This is a genomic window from Methylorubrum rhodesianum (genome assembly GCF_014199985.1).
In the GTDB taxonomy this organism is placed as follows: Bacteria; Pseudomonadota; Alphaproteobacteria; order Rhizobiales; family Beijerinckiaceae; genus Methylobacterium; species Methylobacterium rhodesianum.
On the sequence record NZ_JACHOS010000003.1, the window covers coordinates 179,643 to 199,641 of the forward strand.

Here is a 19,999-nt window from a genome sequence, read left to right on the forward strand (position 1 = left end):
ACGTTAAGAGCGCCTCACAAAACGGCCGGCCGCGAGGCGCTCCCGCGACCGAAGCGCCGCGGGCCTTCCTCGCGAGCGGTCCGGGCGGGCCCGGGATGCGCCCGCCGCAGTCGCCGACCGAGGCCGGCTACTTGCTCTTCCCGAACCCGGTCGGCTTCAGCAGGAAGGCCGGCACGTGCGAGCCGAGGCCGACCGGCGTGTCGTCGTCCTCGTCGCGGCGCGGGGGGCGGCGCTCGGAGCGGGAGCGCTCGGGAGCGCTGCGGGCGGGCTCGCGGGCCGGGGAAACCGGCTCCGGCTCGCGGATCGACTCGCGACGGGTCTCCTCGCCGCGGCCACGGTCGGACGCCGCACGGCGCCCCCCGCGCGAGCGGCTCTCGCTCGACCGCTCCGATGTCCGCTCCGATGGCCGCTCACTCCCCTTCTCGGCTCCCCTCTCGCTCCCCTTGGCCCGGCGGGTGCCGCGGCGACGGCGCGGCTCGTCGCCCTCCGCGTCGTCGGGCAGGGAGGCGAGATCGCCGTCGAGCCACTCGATCGGCCGGCCGATCAGGCTCTCGATCGCCGAGAGCGAGCGCTCGTCGGCCCGGCTCGCCAGGGTGAAGGCCGCACCCGAGCGTCCGGCGCGGCCGGTGCGGCCGATCCGGTGGACGTAGTCCTCCGGATGATGCGGCACGTCGAAGTTGAAGACGTGGCTCACCGCCGGGATGTCGAGGCCGCGGGCGGCGACGTCGGAGGCCACGAGCAGCGGAACCTCGCCGCTGCGGAAGCCGTCGAGGGCGGCCATGCGGGCGCGCTGGTCCATGTCGCCGTGCAAAGCCGCCGCGTTGAAGCCGTGGCTGGTCAGCGAGCGCTGGAGCTGGGCGACGTCGCGCTTGCGGTTGCAGAAGATGATGCCGTTCTGCAGCTCGCTCGCCGAGCGGATGAGCTGGCGCAGCACCTTGCGCTTCTCATGGCCCTCGGCGCCCGTCGCCACGAGGCGCTGCTCGATGGTCGTGGCGGTGGAGGCGGGCCGCGCCACCTCGACCCGCTGCGGGTTGTGCAGGAACATGTCCGCCAGCCGCTCGATCTCCGGCGGCATGGTGGCGGAGAAGAACAGGGTCTGACGCGTGAACGGCACCATCTTCACGATGCGCTCGATGTCGGGGATGAAGCCCATGTCGAGCATGCGGTCGGCCTCGTCGATGACGAGGAGCTCGACGCCGGTGAGCAAGAGCTTGCCGCGCTCGAAATGGTCGAGCAGGCGCCCCGGCGTCGCGATCAGCACGTCGGTGCCGCGGGTGAGCTTGGCGTCCTGGTCGGCGAAGGAGACGCCGCCGATGATCAGCGCCACGTTGAGCTTGTGGTTGGTGCCGTAGCGCTCGAAGTTCTCCTCGACCTGCGCCGCGAGTTCGCGGGTCGGCTCAAGGATCAGCGTGCGCGGCATGCGCGCGCGCGCCCGGCCGGTCTCCAGCATGGTCAGCATCGGCAGGGTGAAGGCGGCGGTCTTGCCGGTGCCGGTTTGGGCGATGCCGAGCACGTCGCGCCGGGCGAGCACGTGCGGGATCGCCTGGGCCTGGATCGGCGTCGGCTCGGTGTAGCCGGCCGCGGAGACGGCTTGGAGTACCTTGTCACTCAGTCCAAGATCGGCGAAAGACATCGGGTGTGGGAAACCATTTGCGCGCGTGGAGTGGGCCGATCTGGGGCTCAGAACTCGCGCCGGCGGATGATCGCGAGAGCCGTGCGCGGTACGCCGTCACGCGTCCGAACGCGCGCGACACTTAGACCCCTCTGCCTGCTTGTCAATCGACCGTGCCCGCGCAGCCGCCTCCCGCACGGGCCGGGTACGGTTGTGCCGCAAGCATCCCGCGATCCGCCCGAGCGTGTCGGCGGCGGCGTTTTCGTGCCGTCGAGGGACCGGCTGCCGCCGGAGCGCTGCCGCCGGAGCGCTGCCGCGAAAGGACGCGTCAGTTCGCGAGGTTTCCGCGCAGCGTGCAGGGATCGAGACGCGTCGTCCGCGCGCTGGTTCCGATCGAGCCGGTGACCTCGGGGTCGATCACGTGCAAGCCCGGTTTGGCGACGTGGTGGGCGAGGGCCGTGGCGCCGAGGCCGACGATCAGCGACATCTTGATCGTCCAGGCAAGGGGACCGCGCGGTCGGGGCGAGCCGGAATCGAGGGACATGAACAGCGCAATCCGTCGGGGCGGCTCCGGAATCGGGCGCCGGCGGGCGGAAGATGGCCCGAACAGGGTTAACGCAGACTTGCGATGATGGTGCAACGAGTCGTTAACCGTATTCTTTGCAGGTTTCGTCCGAAAATTTGACTGTTGCCGATTTTCGACAAGTCAAGCCATCGATGTGCGCAACGACACATCGGGTCTGATCAAGCGCTCACGGCCGGGTAAGCTTCACCTTTCGTTGACGGGTTCGGGTGCATTGAACGCTTCATCGCAGGAGGGCGACGGATACCGGGGAGGATCCCCGGGCCACTTCACACCAACACCGGCTCCCGCCAAACCAGGACACGACACGATGAAAAGCCTGCTTCTCGCTTCGAGCGCGCTCGTTGCCGCCACGGTCGCCGCCTCGGCCGCCGACCTGCCGCGCCGCGCCGCCCCGCCGCCGGTGTTCCAGCCGGTGCCGGTCTTCACCTGGACGGGCTTCTATGCCGGTTTCAACGCCGGCTACGGCTTCGGCACCCAGGACGACCGCGCCCCGACCGTGATCGGCGTCGGCCCGGCCTCCCTCCTCGTGCCCCCGGGCACCACCGCCGTGGTGGCCTTCAACAACCGCGAGTCCAACGAGGGCTTCGTCGGCGGTGGCCAGATCGGCTACAACTACCAGTTCACCCCGGGCTCGGGCGTCGTGATCGGTGTCGAGGCGGACGCCCAGTACGCCGATTTCGGCCGTAACCGGAACCGCTTCCTCACCACCAGCCCGCTGGCGGCGCAGCAGGTGTTCAACCCGGGCGGCCTCTCCGGCCTCGACTTCTTCGGCACCGTCCGCGGTCGCCTCGGCTACGCCTTCGACCGCACCCTCGTGTACGGCACCGGCGGCTTCGCCTACGGCTCGGGCGGCGGTCGCGAGTTCGGCACCGGCGTGTCGAGCGACGACTTCCAGACCGGCTGGGTCGCGGGTGGCGGTATCGAGTACGCTCTTCCGACCGACTCGTTCCTGAACTTCTTCAAGTCCTCGGCCGTCACGCTCAAGGTCGAAGGTCTCTACGTGAACCTCGACCGCAACGCCGGCGGCCGCGGCGCCTTCGCGGTGGACAACCAGGGCCGCACGGTCACCGTGGCCAGCCCGGGCGTCGTGCTGGTCAGCGGCGGCCAGCAGGTCCGCGACACCGAGTTCGCCGTCGTTCGCGCCGGCCTGAACTACAAGTTCGGCTCGTACTAAGATCCGGATCCCCCGGCGGTCCCACCGGACCGCCGGGCCTCCCCGAAAGAGCCCGGCCCCGCGCCGGGCTTTTTCGCGTTGGATGCCTCGCCTCCGACGGAGGCTGCGGTTAAGGTCTTGTTGACCATCCCGGCCGATTCTGGACGGCCCGGACGCCCCGATGCGGGGACCGGCGCCCGCAACCGCCACGGCGAGACCCGCGCATCCGCATGACAACCGGCATGAGATCGACCCGTACGGCAGGACGCGCCGCGCGGTGGAGAGCCTCGGTGCGCTCCTCGGCCTATCCGGGGCAGAGCGCGGTCCGCGCAGCCGCCCTGCTCGGGATCCTCTGCGGTTCGATCCCCGCTGTGCGGGCGCAGGAGCCGCTCTACCTGCGGATCCGCGCGAACCCGGAGGCCCGGCTCGACGGGGCCGCGGCGGCCGGGCCGGCGGGCGCCCCCCTCGCCGCTGGAGCCGCACGCAGGGAATCGGCCTGGGAGCGCAGCGACCGGCGTGCCCGGATCGCGATCGCGTCGGTCTGCACCGGATGCCTCGCCGGGCGTTCCGTCCTGCAGGCGTTCATGCCGTCCTCCGTGGCGGAAGCTCCGGCCTCCGACATGCCTTCGCCGCTTTCGTCACCCTCTCCCTTGCCCTTTGCACCGACAGCAGGTGACCCATGACCCAGGCCCACCCGACCACCGGCGCGACCGTCGATCCGGAATGCCCGGTCTCGCTCGAACTGCTCGGCGAGGTCTATCGCGCCGACGAGTACGACCTGCCCTACATTCTCGAGACGATTCCGGCCCTGACCCGGGCCAAGCTCGCGGCCTATCTCTACGGCAAGAGCCACATGCACCAGCTCGGCCTGAAGGTCGCCCGCGCTTGCGAGCGCGAAGACCTGATCCGGGCCGTGGGCGAGATCGGCGCGGTCATCTACGGCCAGTCCCGGCTGAAGCCGACACAGGCGGCGCCGGAGGCCGAGGTGCCGGTCGGACGCGGCCGGGGCGCCCAGGCGGCCCAGCCGAAGAAGGTCAAGATCAGCCTCGGCGGCTCCGCTGCCAAGGGCCGCAGCTTCGATTGAGGGTCGATGCCCTGTCCAGCCGTCGCGACCATTGGCGATGGCCGGGCAGGGGCTCTCGATCTCGTGTCTCGATTCGTGTCTTTGCGGCGCTCGCGAGCGCGGCCATGGGCAGGCGCGGCTTGCTTCCGTCTGTTCGGACGGCCGTTCGGAGCGAGGCCGTGGGGTGACCAGAGGATTCCTTCGATGTTCGCGACGTGGTGGAAGCTCGGCCTCGACACGACCCTGCTCGCCTTCGAGGCCCAGTCGGTGATCGCCCTGCGGATGGCCAAGCTCGCGGCCGGCGGCACCGCCGCGCAGGCGGAGGCGCAGCGCATGGTGAGCGAAAAGGTGCTCGCGGCCGGCGAGGCGGCGATGCAGCTCGCCACCGGCGCCTCCCACGGGGCGGTGGTGGCCGGCTACCGCCGCAAGGTGCGGGCGAACCACCGCCGCCTCTCCCGCGCTGCGAAACGCGATTAACCGGCCCTTAACCATGAACTTCCATCGTTCGAACTCACGACGGACGATTCCGGGAGAGCTTCATGGTGGTGTGCGAGAACAGCGTGCGCGAGCGCGCCTACTATATCTGGGAAGGCGAGGGCCGGGTGTTCGGCCGGGCCGAGGCCCACTGGCTGCAGGCCGAGGCCGAGCTGCGGCAGGCCGTGGCGGCGGTCGAAGCTGAGGCGGGCGCTGCCCCGGCCAAGGTCGCCAAGCCCCGCGCCAGCCGCGCGAAGGTTGCGGAGAAGGCGCCGGCCGAGGTGCTGGCGGGCATCGCCAGCGCCGCCAAGGCCAAGACATCTGTCAAGGCCAAGACCTCTGTCAAGGCTCCTGCCAAAGCCGCCGAGAAGCCCGCCGCCAAGGCGGTCAAGGCCGCTCCCAAGGCCAAGCCGGCCGCCGGCCGCACCAAGCCCCGTGCCGGCGCGGAGGCGGTCGTCCTGCACTGAGCCGCGCCACCGAACGGAACGCGGCTCGAGAGCCCGCCGTCCTCCGGGGATGGCGGGCTTCGCTTTTCAGGGCGTCCTTCCCGAGATCGGCGCCGGCCTCCGGGGCGGGACGAGGCCAGCACGGGAGGCGAGCGTCGAAGCAGGGAACGTCGGTGAGGCTCGACCGTTTTCCTTCGCGCTCCGCAGGCGGGGCGCTTCCAGGATCGAGGAAGGACGAGCGATGCGCGCGCTGATGGGACGAGGAGCCGTGGCCGTCCTCCTCGGTACGATGCTCGCCTCCGCCGCCGTTGCAGGGCCGATGCGGGCCGGAGATTCGTTCTATGCCGGTCCCGCCGTGCCGGCGGTGGGCGGCCAGGCGCCGTGGAGCGCACCCTGGGAATACGATTCCGGCAGCGGCAACGATCGCCGTCCCGAACTGCCCTACTACCAGCAGGGCCGCGGCCAGCAGACCGGCGGGCCGGCCCGCAACCTCTTGCCCGACGACGGCCTCCACCTCTTCCCGCGCTGACGGCGGCGTCGGATGTCCACCCGCATCAAGGCCGTCGTGTTCGATATCGACGGTACGCTGCTCGACAGCGTCGATCTGCACGCCCGCGCCTGGGTCGAGGCCTTCGCGCATTTCGGGATCGAGACGAAGGAAGCGGAGGTCCGCCGCCAGATCGGCAAGGGCGGCGACCAGTTGCTGCCGGTCTTCGTGGACGCGGAGCGGCTGGCCCGCGAGGGCGAGGCGATCGAAACCTACCGCTCGGATCTGTTCAAGCGGGCCTACCTTTCGCAGGCCAAGCCGTTCCCCGCGGTGAAGGCGCTGCTCAGCCATGTCCGCGATGCAGGCCAGACCGTCGCGCTCGCTTCCTCCGGCAAGGCGGACGAGGTCGAGAACTACCAGAAGATCCTCGGCATCACCGATCTCGTCGACGTGGTCACGACCTCGGACGACGCCGACCGCTCGAAGCCGCATCCCGACATCTTCGAGGCGGTGCTGGGCAAGCTCCCCGGCTTGCCGAAGGAGGCGGTGATGGTGGTCGGCGATACGCCCTACGATGCGCAAGCCGCTGCCCGCGCTGGGCTTTCGACGATCGGCGTCCTCTGTGGCGGATTCCCCGAGGCCGAGCTTTCGGCGGCCGGCTGCGTCGCGATCTACCGCGATCCGCAGGACCTGCTCGACGGCTACGCGCGCTCGCCCCTCGCCTGATTCCGCACCTGAGATGAGCCGGCGTCAAAAAGCTGTGAGGCGCGATATGCGACGACCAAGGAAACGCTAACTGCGAGCCGGCAAACCTATGGCCATGCGATTTGGAACCGTTTAAGAGCGCGCCCCGCGGGGGGCGAGCCCGCGTTCGGATGCGACTCATGCACACCACGGCCGAGACGTTCGTGACGACTTCGAAATCCCTCCAGCAGCAGGTCGCCGAGGCCATCGAGGACCGGGCGCTGCCGATCAGCCGGCTCCTGCGCCTGATGTGGGCGCTCGATGCCGACCGCAGCGCCGCCAACCAGAATCTGCGGGCCCAGCTCCGCGCCCGGATCGGTGCCCCGCTGAGCGCCTGAGTCTTTGCAAGTCCGACGGCGCGGCTTCAGGTCGCGCACGAACGGACGGCCTCAACATCCGACACGTCTTTGCCTTTCGGCGCTCGCGCGGCACCGGAAGGCATCTTTTTTCAACGGTCCTTTACCGATCCGGCTGATCGCTCCACCGGGGCTCGCGATGCCGCCAAGCGGCAGGCCCGAAGCCATCGACCAGACGGGATTCACGCCGCGGCCGGTGCCTCGATCCGCCCGGCGCGCAGGCGCACGGTGCGGTCGCACAGCCGGGCGAGGCCGGGATCGTGCGTCACCAGAACCAGGGTCGCGCCGCGGTCGCGCTTGAGCCCGAACAGCAGATCGACGATCTGCCGCCCCGTCGCCTCGTCGAGGTTGCCGGTCGGCTCGTCGGCGACCAGGATCGCCGGGTCGGGGGCGAGCGCGCGGGCGATCGCCACCCGCTGCTGCTCGCCGCCGGAGAGCTGCGCCGGATAGTGGCGCAGGCGGTGGCCGAGCCCCACCGCCTCCAGTTCCGCCGCCGCCCGCCCGTGCGGGTCGGGCGCCCCCGCGAGTTCGAGGGGCAGCGCCACGTTCTCCTGCGCGGTCATGGTCGGCACGAGGTGGAACGCCTGGAACACGATGCCGATGTTGCGGCCGCGAAAGCGCGCGAGCCCGTCCTCGTCGAGCGGCCCGAGATCGGTGCCGGCGATGGTGACGCGGCCGGAATCGGGCCGCTCCAGCCCCGCCATCACGGTGAGCAGGGTCGATTTGCCCGAGCCCGACGGTCCGACGAGCCCCACCGCCTCGCCGCGCTCGACATCGAGCGAGATGCCGCGCAGGACATGCACCCGCGCGGGGCCGCGGCCGAGGCTCAGCTCGATCTGCGACAGGGAGACGGCCTTGTTCGACATCCGGCACCGACCGATCTGGGCTAAGGGCTCGCGAGCCGCGCGGGCTGTTTCGAGCGAAAGGACACGGTCTTGCACCACGCGAACGAGGCGGAAGCCGGATCCGGCAGTCTTGTGTCACGCCTTATGTCAGGCACGGGCGCCCGGCGCGAGGCGGACGGACCCGATGTGGGGCGGCAGCGCCCCGGGCGCAGGGCCGCGCTGATGCTCCTCTTCGCCGCAGCCACGCTCGTCGGCGCCGGCCTGCCGCCCGGCGCCGCGCGGGCCGAACAGCCGACTCTCAAGCTCGTGGCCCTGGGCGACAGCCTCACCGCGGGCTACCGCCTCCCCGCCGACGCCGCCTTCCCCGCGGTGCTGGAGCGGGCGCTGAAGGCCAAGGGTTACCGGGTCGAGATCGCCAATGCCGGAGTCTCGGGCGACACCAGCACCGGCGGGCTCGACCGGCTCGATTGGTCCGTGCCGGACGGCACGCAGGGCGTGATCCTCGAACTCGGCGCCAACGACATGCTGCGCGGCACCGATCCGGCGGTGACCCGCAAGGCGCTGGAGACGATCATCGTGCGGCTGAAGGAGCGCGGCATCCCGGTGCTGCTCGCCGGCATGCTGGCGGCCCCCAATCTCGGCGCCGAGTACCGCGCCCGGTTCGACGCGATCTATCCCGATCTCGCGAAGGCGCACGACCTCGTGCTCTACCCGTTCTTCCTCGACGGTGTTGCGGGCCAGCGCGCCAACACCATGGATGACGGGCTGCACCCCACCGCCAAGGGCGTCGAGCGGGTGGTCGAGGGCATCCTGCCCACCGTCGAGACCTTCCTCGGCCGCCTCGGGCAGGCGCCGGAGCCGAAGGGACAGTAGCGATGCCGCGCCTGTTCACCGGGCTGGAGATCCCGCCGGAGATCGCCGAGCGGCTGTCGTTCTTCCGCGGCGGCCTGCCCGGCGCGCGCTGGATCGAGCCGTCGGATTACCACATCACCCTGCGCTTCCTCGGCGAGATCGACGACGTGGTCGCCGCCGATCTCGATGCGGGGCTGGCGGAGGCGCGGGCGCGTCCGGCCTTCAGCGTGACCCTCGACGGATTGGCAAGCTTCGGCGGCGACCGGCCGCGGGCGATCTACGCCTCCGTCGTGCCGAGTCCGGATCTCATCGAGCTGCAGGAGGAGCACGAGCGCATCGCCCGCCGGGCCGGCGCCGCGCCGGAGCGGCGCAAGTTCACGCCCCACGTGACGCTCGCCCGGCTCAACCGCGAGGCCGGGCCGGAGGCGGTGGCGCGCACCCTCACGCAGGCCGGCGTGTTTCCCCGCCTCACCTTCACGGCGCGGCGCGCCGCCCTGTTCTCCGCCCGCACCTCGCGGGGCGGCGGCCCCTACCTCGTCGAGGCGGCCTATCCTTTCCTGGGCGGAAATTTCGAGCCGGAGGAGGGGGAGGACGCGTAGGCCCTGGGAAGCCCGCCGCGTTCCGCCCTTGCTTTGGGCGTCCGGTTGCGGCATGACGCGAGCCGCGCCGCGCGCGCCGTAGGAGTGTAGCTCAACTGGTCAGAGCACCGGTCTCCAAAACCGGGGGTTGGGGGTTCGAGTCCCTCCACTCCTGCCACGGCGCAGCCTAACTGCTCCTCGCGGCGGCCCTCTTCCGAACCCATCGACAAGCCGGATCACTTGCGCTAGAGCGGGCGCATTCCGAGATCCTCAGATACCGTCGGTGTGGGACGCTTCGTCCTCGCACCGCGATCGGCGGTTCCCGGAGCCCTGTCCGGTTTCAGTTGCGCCATGGCATCGAACGAAGCGACCAAGAAAGCCGACGCGGCGCGCGGACCCAATCGCGGCGCGGCGCCCGTACCGCCCCAGCGCGCGACGCCGCCCGCGCGCCCGGCCCCGAAGCGCGTCGGCCCGGCCGAGTTCCTGGGCCAGGTGCGCGACGAGGCCCGCAAGGTCACGTGGCCGACCCGCAAGGAGACCACCGTCACCACGATGATGGTGTTCATCATGGTGGTGGTCGCGAGCCTGTTCTTCGTCGCCGTCGATCAGGTGCTGCGCGTCGGCGTCGGCTTCATCCTGGGCATCGGCGCCTAACGATCGTTTCGGGCGTTCCCGGACGCCGAGGAGTTGAGAAGACCCGTGTCGAAGCGCTGGTACATCGTCCACGCCTACTCGAACTTCGAGAACAAGGTCGCCCAGTCCATCAAGGACCAGGCGGCCCAGCGCGGGCTGACCGAGCTGTTCGACGAGGTCATGGTGCCGACCGAGAAGGTCACCGAGGTGCGCCGCGGCCGCAAGGTCGATGCCGAGCGCAAGTTCTTCCCCGGCTACGTGCTGGTGAAGTGCGACCTCACCGACGAGGTCTATCACCTCATCAAGAACACCCCGAAGGTCACCGGCTTCCTCGGTGCCGACAAGGCCAAGCCGGTGCCGATTCCGGACGCCGAGGCCGAGCGCATCAAGGGACAGGTGCAGGAGGGCGTCGACCGCCCGAAGCACACGGTCTCCTTCGAGATCGGCGAGACGGTGCGCGTCTCCGACGGGCCCTTCGCCTCCTTCAACGGCACCGTCGAGGAAATCGACGATGCCCGCTCGCGCCTCAAGGTGGCCGTGTCGATCTTCGGCCGCGCCACCCCGGTCGAGCTGGAATACGGTCAGGTCGAGAAGGTCTGATTTTTTCGCATTTCGCGATCGGTCGGCTCTGACCTGACCGATCGCCGATTTTCCCGGCCGGCGGCCCTGCCGCGGCCCGGAAACGGCGGCGCTTCGCTGAGAGCGTCGCCACAACCCGCGGGAGATCCGCCCGGCTTCGCCTCCGGGATCCACGGATCGCACCGCGACCTGCAACCGCCCGTCCGTCCGTGCCTCGGCAGCCCGGCGACGCGCAATATTTGGGAGCAGTCCCATGGCGAAGAAGATCACGGGCTACGTGAAGCTTCAGGTCCCGGCCGGCGCCGCCAACCCGTCGCCGCCGATCGGCCCCGCGCTCGGTCAGCGCGGCCTCAACATCATGGAATTCTGCAAGGCCTTCAACGCGAAGACCGCGCAGATGGAGAAGGGCACCCCGATCCCGGTGATCATCACCGCGTATCAGGACCGCTCCTTCACCTTCGAGATGAAGCAGCCCCCGGTCACCTTCTTCCTGAAGAAGGCGGTGGGCCTGAAGATCGGCAAGAAGCCGGCCTCCGGCTCCAAGACCCCGGGCAAGGGCCCGACCGTCGGCAAGATCACCGAAGCCCAGCTTCGCGAGATCGCCGAGAAGAAGATGCCCGACCTGAACTGCGACTCCGTCGATGCGGCGGTCGCGATGATCCGTGGCTCCGCAAGAGCCATGGGCCTCGAAGTCGTCGCGTAAGGGAGGGCGATATGGCACGCGAAGGAAAGCGCATCCGCGCTGCCCGCGAGGGTCTGGAGCCGATGAAGCTCTACGCCATCGACGAGGCGATCAAGCTGGTGAAGTCGAAGGCTTCGGCCAAGTTCGACGAGACCGTCGAGATCTCGATGAATCTCGGCGTCGATCCGCGCCACGCCGACCAGATGGTCCGCGGCGTCTGCAACCTGCCGAACGGCTCCGGCCGTACGGTCCGCGTGGCGGTCTTCGCCCGCGGCGCCAAGGCGGACGACGCCAAGGCGGCGGGTGCCGACATCGTCGGTGCCGAGGATCTCCTCGAGATCGTCCAGGGCGGCAAGATCGAGTTCGATCGCTGCATCGCGACCCCGGACCTGATGCCGCTGGTCGGCCGTCTCGGTAAGGTGCTGGGCCCGCGCGGCCTGATGCCGAACCCGAAGGTCGGCACCGTCACCATGGACGTGAAGGGCGCGGTCGCCGCCGCCAAGGGCGGCGCGGTCGAATTCCGCGTCGAGAAGGCCGGCATCGTGCACGCCGGCGTCGGCAAGGTGTCCTTCGACGAGCAGAAGCTCGTCGAGAACATCAAGGCCTTCGCCGACGCGGTCGCCAAGGCGAAGCCCGCCGGCGCCAAGGGCACCTACATCCAGCGCATCGCCGTCACCTCGACGATGGGCCCGGGCGTGAAGGTCGAGCCCTCCACGGTGCTCACCGCGTAAGACAGGTCCGCAGGGACTTTTCGGGAAGCGCCCGGCCGAAAGGCCGGGCGTTTTTTGTTTGGCGATTAGACCGTTCGCGCATACAGAACACTCAGCGACGGCAGCGACTTCAATCCAATTCAAAGATCTGTATGGATCGCACTGTCCTGCTTGAACTGCTTGCCTTGGCCGAACGGCACGTTGTTCAAGGCGAGCGTCACCTCAACCGGCAGCGAGAAATCGTTGCCGAGACGGAAGCGGCCGGCCGCGATGGTGCGCTGGCGCGAGAGGTGCTGCGCACCTTCGAGGCGACGCAGGCCACGTGTGTCGCCGACCGAGACCGGCTTCTAAAAGAGCTCGAGCAAGCGTCAGGCTGACATCCGAGGGGCGCAAGCGCCGCTTCGTCGAGGCGGCGCGTGAGGCTGGCGCGAGCGGGAGCGAGGCCGACTCCGAAGCGGCGTTGAAGCCGATCGCGAAGAAGTAGCCCTCGGAGGCCGAGGGCTGATTCCGGCTCATCCGGCACGTGATGCCTTTGCGCGCGTGTCGGCCAAAACGTTCACAAGTTCTTGTGCATCGAACGGTTTTTGAATCCTCGACACGAGCGCGAATTTCTCCGGTATACCGTCGAAATCGTAGCCGGTTGCGAATATGAAGGGGACGCCACGCTCGCGCAGAACATCGGCAAGCGGATAGCTCATCTTTCCCCGGATGTTGATGTCGATAATGGCGATGTCCGAGCTGATCGCGGAGCGCTCGAAGACATCATCGTCGAGGTTGCCGTGCGCACCCACTACGATACCGCCAGCAGCTTCGACAATGCGCTTGAGTTCGTCCATGATGAGATATTCATCTTCAACGATGAGAACTCTAGTGTCTAACAATTGTTGATGCTCTTCCAAGGCTAAGTTTCCTCATCACCTAGACTCGGTTTGATATCGATTGACGCAAGTGCTTAAATTTACATAAATCACAAATCCTCGATCCGTGCGGCACCCGACGCTCCGTGCGCGCGATCGGATCGCCTTTCGTTTGGCCGGTCGCCGGCATCCCGAGGCGAGGCGGAAGCGATCCTGCGGCGCGACGTTTTCGGAGAGGGCGATGCCCTGGGCTGCTTCGCTCCGCCCGCAGTAACGGCACGCGATCACCCCTCCGCGACGCCCTCCAAGGCGAGCGGCAGATGCCGCGGCCCGCGCAGCGAGGCGCCCGGCCGGTAGGGCGGGGGATCCTCGACCAGGGTGAGGCCCTTCAGCCGCCGCACGAGGCTGACCAAGGCCACCTCCGCCTCGATCCGTGCGAGCGGTGCGCCGACGCAGTAGTGCAGGCCGCCGCCGAAGCCGAGATGGCGGTTGTCGGTCCGGTCGGGATCGAAGCGGTCGGGATCGGGAAAGCGGGTCGGGTCGCGGTTGGCGGCGGCCAGCAGAAAGATCACCGGCGCGTCCTTGGGGATGGTGATCCCGGCGACCGGGATGTCGGCGAGCGCCAGCCGCGTGCGGTAATGGACCGGTGGTTCGTAGCGCAGCAATTCCTCGATCAGCCGCGGGGCGATCTCCGGCTCGGCGCGCAGACGCTCCCCATGTTCGGGGAAGCGCAGCAGCGTCAGCATGCCGTTGGTAATCAGGTTCACCGTGGTCTCGTGGCCCGCCACCAGCAGCAGCACCGCGGTGGCGACGAGATCGAAATCGTTCATCCCGTCCCGGTCGTTGGCGAGATCCGAGAGAATGTCTTCCTGCGGATCCTTGCGCTTCTCCTTGATCAGCCCCTGCAGGTAATCGGCGATTTCATTGAAGCAGACCTCGTTCTTGGCCTGCGTCTCCTCGTCGCCGCGCTGGTTGGGCTCGAGCGCGGTGGCGAGCTGCGTGGCCCAGCCGTGGAACTGCGCCTCGTCCTCCGGCGGCACGCCGAGCAGCTCGCAGATCACGGTGACGGGCAGCGGGTAGGAGAAGTCGTCGACGAGATCGATGCGGGTCTTGCCCCGCATCTTGCCGATCAGGTCGTCGGTGATCCGTTGGGTCTTGGTCCGCATGCCGCGCACCCGCTCCGGCGTGAAGCAGCGCATCACCTGGCCCCGCAGCCGGTCGTGGTCGGGGGGATCGCGGAAGATGAAGGGGCGGTGGCGCTTGCGGATCTCGGCGCGCACCGGCCGCACCAGCAGGTCGGTGACGGGGTGCCCGGTCCAGCGGAATTTCTGGGGATCGGGCAGGTCGTCCGAGCTGATCCGCGGGTCGGAGATCAGCCGTGCCAGATCGGCATGGGTGCTGACGACGTAGGTGCCGTCCTCCTGCCGCGCGACGGGCACCTTCCGCATCTCCGCGTAGAGCGGATAGGGGTTCGCCCGGTTGGCGGGATCGAGGATCTGCTCGAACAGCGTGCTTCCGCTCACGGGACTATGGCTCCTGCACAAGGAGGCGGGGCTGATCGACGGCGTCCGCGATCGGCGGGAAGGGCGCGCGCTCGCGGATCGCCGCTTTGTAGGCGGGCAGCCAGCGGGCGCTGTCGATCGAGGCGGCCGCGATCGTGCGGCCATCCTTGCCGAAGGCGGCCACGAGCCGGCGCTCCTCCAGCGCGCCGTGCATCAAGGCAAAGCTGTCGGCGCCATCCGCCAGACCGACGAGCTTGATCGTCAGGCCGAATTGCTGCGACCAGAAGTCGGGCAGGTGGTCGTGGCGGCGCATCGCCGAGGCGTCGCCCGCCAGCATGTTCACGGCTGCGGTTTCGGCTTGCGCCCGGGCGTTGCCCCAGTGCTCCACCGCCACCAGGGCGTCGTCGTCGTGCGGATTCGGCCAGCGCGCCACGTCGCCGGCGGCGAAGACGCCCTCGGCGACGCGGCCGTCCTCGCGCAGGACGCGGCAGAAGGCATCGCAGCGCAGGCCCTTGGCATCGGCCTGCACGCCGGAGCCGGCGAGCCATTCCACGTTGCGCAGGGTGCCGATCGCCGCGACGAGGCAATCGGTCTCGATCCGCTCGCCGTCCTTCAGGGTCACGGCGACGAGACGCCCGTTCTCCGCCTCCATCCGCTCGATCTCCGATTCGAGGCGCAGGTCGACGCCCCGTTCGCGGGCGACCTCGCCGATCAGGCCGCCGAGGCGGGCCCCGAGCGCGGCGGCAAGCGGCACCGCGTCGCGCACCAGCAGGGTGACGGGGATGTCGAGATCGCGGCAGGTCGAGGCGACCTCGAAGCCGATGAAGCCGCCGCCGACGAGGACAACGCGGCGTGGCTTGGCCTGCAGGCAGGCGCCGAGACGCTGCGCGTCGTCCCGGCCGCGCAGGGTGAAGACGCCGGTAAGCGCCGCCTCCTCCGGGTTGGGCCAGGGCCGCGCCCGGGTGCCGGTGGCGATCAGCAGGCGGTCGTAGGGGAGGCGGCTGCCATCGCCGAGTTCGACCACACGCTCCGACAGGTCGAGCCGGGTCGCCGGCCGGCCGAGGCGGAATTCCGCGCGCAGACCGGGAGGACGGGGCAGGGTGGTGTCGGCGGAGTAGAGCCCGCGCAGGACCTGCTTGGAGAGCGGCGGCCGGTCGTAGGGCGGGTGGGGCTCGTCGCCGACCAGGGTGAGGGCGCCGGAGAAGCCCCGCTCCCGTAAGCGCTGCGCCGCGGCGAGGCCCGCCAGCGAGGCGCCGACGACGACGATGCGCTCAGGCTGCGCCGTCACGCGACCTCTCCGGCGGCGGTGTCGTCGGGATAGGCGGTGATCGCCCGCACCGGGCAGGCATGGACGGCCCGCTCGATCTCGGCCCGGGCGGCCTCGTCGGGGGAGGGGTCGTAGACCAGCGCCTCGCGCCCGTGCAGGGCGAAGTGGTGCGGCGCGGCGTAGAGGCACTGCGCGTAGCCCTGGCAGCGGTTGAGATCCACGACGACCTTCATGAGGAGAGTTTCGCTTCGCCTGTGCCGAGGGAGGGGAGCCGCCGAAGGGGCGACCGGCATGGATAGGTAGGGCGGGGAAGCCCGCTCACCACGGCGGCGGCCTGACGCCCCTCCCGACGGTCGCATCCGGGGGCCTGGCTGGTTCCTTGGCCGGTCCCCTGGAGCGGGAAACGCTCCAGGGGACCGGGATCAATGCCCGCGTCGGGGTGATGCAGGGCAATCGCTCGAAGCCGCGTGAACGGACGCACGGCGCGCAAGCCCGACCCCGCGGAGGCGGGCGCCCGCGATCGAGATCGGCGAAAGGCCAGGATGATCGCTCTCGAGCGGTGGCCCTGGGGCTTCCGTCAGGGCGCGGCGGGTTCGATGGTGCCCAGCGTCCGCCGTCCGAGTGCCCGCGCCTTCAGGCGCAGGGCCGGTTTCTCGACGGCGTACCAGGAGAGCGCCGCGGCGAGAAGGGCGAGAAGAAGTGCGGGCGGCAGCAGCGCGAGGGCCGGGGCGGTGGGGAACCCTGCGTGCAGGCTCTGCTGGATCGGCCAGCCGTAGAGATAGACCCCGTAGGAGAGATCGGCCGGCGGATCGAGGGCCGGGCGGGCGAGCGCAGGCAGGAAGGCGAGCCAGATCGCGGCGTAGCTCTCGGAGAGGAACAGCAGCGTCCGGGCGGGCGCGTGGCCCTGGAGCAGGAGGGCGGCGGCGAGGCCGAGCAGGGGCCAGGGCCCGAGCCGCACCCGATCCCGCCACAGGTAGAGGCAGGCGCCGAAGGCGAAGATCAGCGGGAGCCGCAGGGCCGTCTCGGTTCCCTTCGACATCTCCGGCCGGACGACTTCCAGCGTCGCCAGGGCCAGGGCGAGGGCCGTGGTGAGCGCCGGCACGGCCCAGCGGCGGCGCAGCAGCCCGCACAGCCCGACCACGAGGACGCCGACGTAGCAGATCGTCTCGTATTTCAGGGTCCAGACCGTGCCGAGCGGGCTGCGCAGCGGATTCGCCTCGAACAGGCCGGGCAGGCTGGCATTGCTCTTGAAGGACAGGAGCGTGCCGCGCACGAAGCGCCACAGCTCCGGTGCGGCATAGTACTCGGCGAGCGGCAGCCGGGTGAGGGCGCCGCCGAGTAGCAGCGAGACGGCCAGGGTCGCGGCCACCAATCCCGGCAGGATGCGGAGACTACGGGCGATGACGTAGTCGCGCCAGCCGCGCCGGTCGTAGCTCATGGTGACGAGGAAGCCGGAGACGGCGAAGAAGCCGTTCACCGCGTGCTCGCCGAGCGAGAAGCCGGTGGTCCGGGCGAGCGGCTCGTCGAGCCCGTTGCCCGAAACGACGCTGAAGGCGTGGGAGACCACCACCATCAGGGCCAGCGCCAGCCTCAAGGAGGAGAACCCGTTATGCGGGCGCGCCAGCGCTTGCCCGACGGTCGGGCCCGAGAGCCAATTCACGGCACCAATCCTTCGCGGGCCAGCGCGCTCCGACCCCGCAGGGCGGCCAGCGCGCCTGCCGCCGAGCCGCCGTAGCGCTCCAGTCCCGCGCGGCGGAAGGCGAGGGCGGCGAGCGCCGCCTTCGGCGCGTTGGTGGCCAGCATCCCCGGGCTCGGATCGGGCAGGCCGTACTTCTTCGAGACGTAGGCCCGCGACCACGCCTGGTGCCAGCGGGTGCGAAAGGTCCGGCCCGGCGCCGGGGCCGAGGAGCGCCCGCGCCCGTGGAGCGCCACCGCGCCGTGGACATGGACCAGGGCGCGGCCGGCATCGGCCACCCGGCGGCAGAGATCGTCGTCCTCGTAGAACAGGAAAATGTTCTCGTCGAACCCGCCGAGCTCGAGGAAGAGCGCGCGCTCGATCATCAGGCAGGCGCCGGACAGGAACGGGGCGCAGGCGTCGCCCTCGGGCAGAACCAGCCGGCCCCTCGGATTGGTGAGGTAGGGGGCCAGCAGCGAGCGCGGCTGGTAGAAGTAGCGCCCGTCCGGCTCGTGGATGCGCGGCGCCAGGAGGCCGGCATCGGGCCACGCCTCGGCGGCCGCCAGCAGCGCGGCGGCGGCGCCCGGCTGCAGCACGAGATCCGGGTTGAGGATGAGAACGTGGGAAGCGGCCTCGGCGGCGCGCACGCCGATGTTGTTGGCCCGCCCGTAGCCCTCGTTGCGGGGATGGGCGATCACCCGCGCGCCGTGGGCGCGGGCCACCGCGACCGAGGCGTCGCGGCTCGCGTTGTCGACCACGATCGCCGGGACGCCTTCGCGGGCCAGAGCCGTGAGGCAGGCGGGCAGGGCGTCCGCGCTGTCGTGGCTGACGACGATGGCGGTGAGGTCGGGCAACATCAGGTCCCGCGCGACTTCCCTCTCCCCTCCGCGGGAGAGGGTGGCCCGCGAAGCGGGTCGGGTGAGGGGAGCGACGTTTCCGGAGAGAGCGTTCCCCTCTCCCGCCTGCTCCGCAGGCACCCTCCCCCGCAGAGGGGGGAGGGTTCGAGCATCTGCCTCACCCCTTCTTCTCGGGCAGGTTGAGGCGGATGTGCAGCTCGCGCAGCTGCTTCGGGGTCGCCTCGGCGGGCGCGCCCATCATCAGGTCCTCGGCGCGCTGGTTCATCGGGAACAGCACGACCTCGCGGATGTTCGGCTCCTCGCACAGCAGCATGACGATGCGGTCCACACCCGGCGCGATGCCGCCGTGCGGCGGGGCGCCGAGGCGCAGGGCGTTCAGCATGCCGCCGAACTTCTCCTCCAGCACGTCCCGCCCGTAGCCGGCGATGGCGAACGCCTTCTCCATCACGTCGGGGCGATGGTTCCGGATCGCGCCCGAGGACAGCTCGATGCCGTTGCAGACGATGTCGTACTGGAACGCCTTGATCCCGAGGATCTTTTCGGAATCCGCTTCGCCCAGGGCGAGGAATTCGTCTCGGTCGAAGTTCGGCATCGAGAACGGGTTGTGGGAGAAGTCGATCCGCTTCTCCTCCTCGTTCCACTCGTACATCGGGAAGTCGACGACCCAGCAGAAGGCGAACTGGTCCGTGTCGGAGAGCTTCAGCTCGTCGCCGATGCGGATGCGCGCCTTGCCGGCGAGCGCGGCGGCCTTCGCCTCGGCGCCGGCGGCGAAGAACACCGCATCGCCGGCCCCGGCGCCGGCCTTCTCGGCGATGCGCGCCTGGATCGCGGCGGGGATGAACTTGGCGATCGGCCCCTTGCCGGTGAGCGCCCCGCCCTCCTCCTCGAACACGATGTAGCCGAGGCCCGGCGCGCCCTCCGAGCGAGCCCAGTCGTTCAGCTTGTCGAAGAACGAGCGCGGCTGGCCCGCCGCCCCGGTGGCGGGGATGGCGCGCACCACGCCGCCCGACTTGATGACGCCCTTGAACGCCTTGAACTCCACCGCGTCGTTGGCGAACTCGTCGGTGACGTCGGCGATGATCAGCGGGTTGCGCAGGTCCGGCTTGTCGACGCCGTATTTCAGCATCGCGTCGGCGTAGGTGATGCGCGGAAACTTCTCCGTGACGCGCTTGCCGCCCGCGAATTCCTCGAACACGCCGCGCAGCACCGGCTCGACCGCCTGGAACACGTCCTCCTGCGTGACGAAGCTCATCTCGATATCGAGCTGGTAGAACTCGCCCGGGGAGCGGTCGGCCCGCGCGTCCTCATCGCGAAAACAGGGCGCGATCTGGAAGTAGCGGTCGAAGCCCGCGATCATCGTCAGCTGCTTGAACTGCTGCGGCGCCTGCGGCAGCGCGTAGAACTTGCCCGGGTGGACGCGGGACGGCACGAGGTAGTCGCGCGCGCCCTCGGGGCTCGAAGCGGTCAGGATCGGCGTCTGGAACTCGAAGAAGCCGCCCTCGCGCATGCGGCGGCGGAGCGAGTCGATGATTGCGCCGCGCTTCATGATGTTGGCGTGCAGCTTCTCCCGGCGCAGGTCGAGGAAGCGGTACTTGAGCCGGGTCTCCTCCGGGTATTCCTGATCGCCGAAGACGGGCAGCGGCAACTCGCCCGCGGGGCCGAGCACCTCGAGATCGTCGATATAGACCTCGACCGCACCCGTCGGCAGTTCGGCGTTCTCGGTGCCACCGGGCCGCGTGCGCACCCGGCCGTCGATGCGGATCACCCACTCGGAGCGCGCGGTCTCGGCGGCCTTGAAGGCGGGCGAGTCGGAATCGACCACGCATTGCGTCAGGCCGTAATGGTCGCGCAGGTCGATGAAGAGCACGCCGCCGTGGTCGCGGATGCGGTGGCACCAGCCGGACAGGCGCACGGTCTGCCCGACGTCGGACGGGCGGAGCGCCCCGCAGGTGTGGGTACGGTAACGGTGCATGGCGGGCTCTTGAAAAGGAGCCGGCACCATTCACGGGAGGCGGGTGAAGTCAAGGTAAAGCGGCCATGT

General features: G+C 69.9%; 24 protein-coding genes and 1 tRNA gene. 15 read left to right on the top strand and 10 right to left on the bottom strand.

Translation table 11 applies throughout. The features are described from left to right. Nucleotides 1-127: 127 nt before the first annotated feature. Both HNR01_RS05480 and HNR01_RS05485 read right to left on the bottom strand, forming a co-directional pair. Nucleotides 128-1,633, bottom strand: coding sequence for a DEAD/DEAH box helicase (locus HNR01_RS05480; protein ID WP_017484178.1), 1,506 nt, complete (start codon nt 1,631-1,633; stop codon nt 128-130). A 307-nt stretch (nt 1,634-1,940) separates the two neighbouring features. Then, nucleotides 1,941-2,156 carry a hypothetical protein gene (locus tag HNR01_RS05485; protein ID WP_183667038.1) on the bottom strand — a complete coding sequence of 72 codons (216 nt, stop codon included), beginning with the start codon at nt 2,154-2,156 and terminating at the stop codon, nt 1,941-1,943. A gap of 349 nt (nt 2,157-2,505) precedes the next feature. On the opposite strand from HNR01_RS05485, the gene HNR01_RS05490 reads away from it, so the two are divergent. The 7 genes from HNR01_RS05490 to HNR01_RS05520 all read left to right on the top strand — a co-directional run bounded on the left by HNR01_RS05490 (nt 2,506) and on the right by HNR01_RS05520 (nt 6,903). After that, nucleotides 2,506-3,372 carry an outer membrane protein gene (locus HNR01_RS05490; protein ID WP_153874403.1) on the top strand — a complete coding sequence of 289 codons (867 nt, stop codon included), beginning with the start codon at nt 2,506-2,508 and terminating at the stop codon, nt 3,370-3,372. 658 nt (nt 3,373-4,030) lie between these two features. Continuing rightward, the gene (locus HNR01_RS05495) at nt 4,031-4,435 is read left to right on the top strand and encodes a hypothetical protein (protein WP_017484174.1); all 405 of its coding nucleotides are present in this window, start codon (nt 4,031-4,033) and stop codon (nt 4,433-4,435) included. A 183-nt stretch (nt 4,436-4,618) separates the two neighbouring features. Then, nucleotides 4,619-4,891 (top strand): hypothetical protein, encoded by a 273-nt coding sequence (locus tag HNR01_RS05500; RefSeq protein WP_017484173.1) that lies wholly within the window; start codon nt 4,619-4,621, stop codon nt 4,889-4,891. 62 nt (nt 4,892-4,953) lie between these two features. After that, nucleotides 4,954-5,355 (top strand): DUF2934 domain-containing protein, encoded by a 402-nt coding sequence (locus HNR01_RS05505; protein ID WP_183667039.1) that lies wholly within the window; start codon nt 4,954-4,956, stop codon nt 5,353-5,355. 220 nt (nt 5,356-5,575) lie between these two features. Beyond that, entirely contained in the window at nt 5,576-5,863 is a 288-nt protein-coding gene (locus tag HNR01_RS05510; RefSeq protein ID WP_017484171.1) for a hypothetical protein, read from the top strand. 12 nt (nt 5,864-5,875) lie between these two features. Continuing rightward, nucleotides 5,876-6,547: an HAD family hydrolase gene (locus tag HNR01_RS05515; RefSeq protein ID WP_183667040.1), complete on the top strand. Its 672-nt coding sequence runs from the start codon at nt 5,876-5,878 to the stop codon at nt 6,545-6,547. Between the two features lie 158 nt (nt 6,548-6,705). Next, nucleotides 6,706-6,903: a hypothetical protein gene (locus tag HNR01_RS05520; protein ID WP_017484169.1), complete on the top strand. Its 198-nt coding sequence runs from the start codon at nt 6,706-6,708 to the stop codon at nt 6,901-6,903. A 200-nt stretch (nt 6,904-7,103) separates the two neighbouring features. Here the strand turns inward: HNR01_RS05520 and HNR01_RS05525 are convergent, their stop codons facing one another. After that, nucleotides 7,104-7,787, bottom strand: a complete 684-nt coding sequence (locus HNR01_RS05525; RefSeq protein ID WP_017484168.1) for an ABC transporter ATP-binding protein — start codon at nt 7,785-7,787, stop codon at nt 7,104-7,106. Between the two features lie 201 nt (nt 7,788-7,988). Between HNR01_RS05525 and HNR01_RS05530 the strand changes: the two genes are divergently transcribed. The 8 genes from HNR01_RS05530 (at nt 7,989) to HNR01_RS05565 (ending at nt 12,177) form a co-directional block, all read left to right on the top strand. Continuing rightward, on the top strand, nt 7,989-8,639 hold the full coding sequence (locus HNR01_RS05530) for an arylesterase (RefSeq protein ID WP_183667041.1): 651 nt from the start codon (nt 7,989-7,991) through the stop codon (nt 8,637-8,639). A 2-nt stretch (nt 8,640-8,641) separates the two neighbouring features. Next, complete coding sequence (gene thpR, locus HNR01_RS05535; RefSeq protein WP_183667042.1) at nt 8,642-9,217, top strand: RNA 2',3'-cyclic phosphodiesterase; 576 nt, start codon at nt 8,642-8,644, stop codon at nt 9,215-9,217. An 80-nt stretch (nt 9,218-9,297) separates the two neighbouring features. Further along, nucleotides 9,298-9,374 (top strand) — tRNA-Trp (locus HNR01_RS05540). Nucleotides 9,375-9,547: 173 nt separating this feature from the next. Beyond that, the gene (gene secE / locus HNR01_RS05545) at nt 9,548-9,850 is read left to right on the top strand and encodes a preprotein translocase subunit SecE (protein WP_096486781.1); all 303 of its coding nucleotides are present in this window, start codon (nt 9,548-9,550) and stop codon (nt 9,848-9,850) included. Nucleotides 9,851-9,895: 45 nt separating this feature from the next. Then, a complete protein-coding gene (gene nusG / locus HNR01_RS05550) occupies nt 9,896-10,429 on the top strand; it encodes a transcription termination/antitermination protein NusG (protein ID WP_003597503.1) in 534 nt (177 codons plus the stop codon). Nucleotides 10,430-10,661: 232 nt separating this feature from the next. Then, nucleotides 10,662-11,111, top strand: a complete 450-nt coding sequence (gene rplK, locus HNR01_RS05555; protein ID WP_003597508.1) for a 50S ribosomal protein L11 — start codon at nt 10,662-10,664, stop codon at nt 11,109-11,111. Between the two features lie 11 nt (nt 11,112-11,122). After that, nucleotides 11,123-11,821, top strand: coding sequence for a 50S ribosomal protein L1 (rplA, locus tag HNR01_RS05560; RefSeq protein WP_183667043.1), 699 nt, complete (start codon nt 11,123-11,125; stop codon nt 11,819-11,821). Nucleotides 11,822-11,952: 131 nt separating this feature from the next. Continuing rightward, complete coding sequence (locus HNR01_RS05565) at nt 11,953-12,177, top strand: hypothetical protein (protein ID WP_183667044.1); 225 nt, start codon at nt 11,953-11,955, stop codon at nt 12,175-12,177. Nucleotides 12,178-12,312: 135 nt separating this feature from the next. On the opposite strand, the gene HNR01_RS05570 is transcribed toward HNR01_RS05565, so the two are convergent. From HNR01_RS05570 to aspS, 7 genes are all read right to left on the bottom strand, one after another. Further along, nucleotides 12,313-12,636: a response regulator gene (locus HNR01_RS05570; protein ID WP_183667045.1), complete on the bottom strand. Its 324-nt coding sequence runs from the start codon at nt 12,634-12,636 to the stop codon at nt 12,313-12,315. A gap of 305 nt (nt 12,637-12,941) precedes the next feature. Next, nucleotides 12,942-14,180 carry a cytochrome P450 gene (locus HNR01_RS05575; RefSeq protein WP_017484160.1) on the bottom strand — a complete coding sequence of 413 codons (1,239 nt, stop codon included), beginning with the start codon at nt 14,178-14,180 and terminating at the stop codon, nt 12,942-12,944. Between the two features lie 4 nt (nt 14,181-14,184). Continuing rightward, nucleotides 14,185-15,447: an NAD(P)/FAD-dependent oxidoreductase gene (locus tag HNR01_RS05580; protein WP_183667046.1), complete on the bottom strand. Its 1,263-nt coding sequence runs from the start codon at nt 15,445-15,447 to the stop codon at nt 14,185-14,187. Next, nucleotides 15,444-15,659, bottom strand: coding sequence for a ferredoxin (locus HNR01_RS05585; protein ID WP_017484158.1), 216 nt, complete (start codon nt 15,657-15,659; stop codon nt 15,444-15,446). The genes HNR01_RS05580 and HNR01_RS05585 overlap by 4 nt, the downstream gene beginning before the upstream one ends. 344 nt (nt 15,660-16,003) lie before the next feature. Then, nucleotides 16,004-17,086 carry an acyltransferase family protein gene (locus tag HNR01_RS05590; protein WP_183667047.1) on the bottom strand — a complete coding sequence of 361 codons (1,083 nt, stop codon included), beginning with the start codon at nt 17,084-17,086 and terminating at the stop codon, nt 16,004-16,006. Beyond that, nucleotides 17,083-17,958, bottom strand: a complete 876-nt coding sequence (locus tag HNR01_RS05595; RefSeq protein WP_183667048.1) for a glycosyltransferase family 2 protein — start codon at nt 17,956-17,958, stop codon at nt 17,083-17,085. Before HNR01_RS05595 ends, HNR01_RS05590 begins: the two co-directional genes overlap by 4 nt. A 157-nt stretch (nt 17,959-18,115) precedes the next feature. Continuing rightward, complete coding sequence (gene aspS, locus HNR01_RS05600; protein WP_183667049.1) at nt 18,116-19,930, bottom strand: aspartate--tRNA ligase; 1,815 nt, start codon at nt 19,928-19,930, stop codon at nt 18,116-18,118. Between the last annotated feature and the right edge of the window lie 69 nt (nt 19,931-19,999).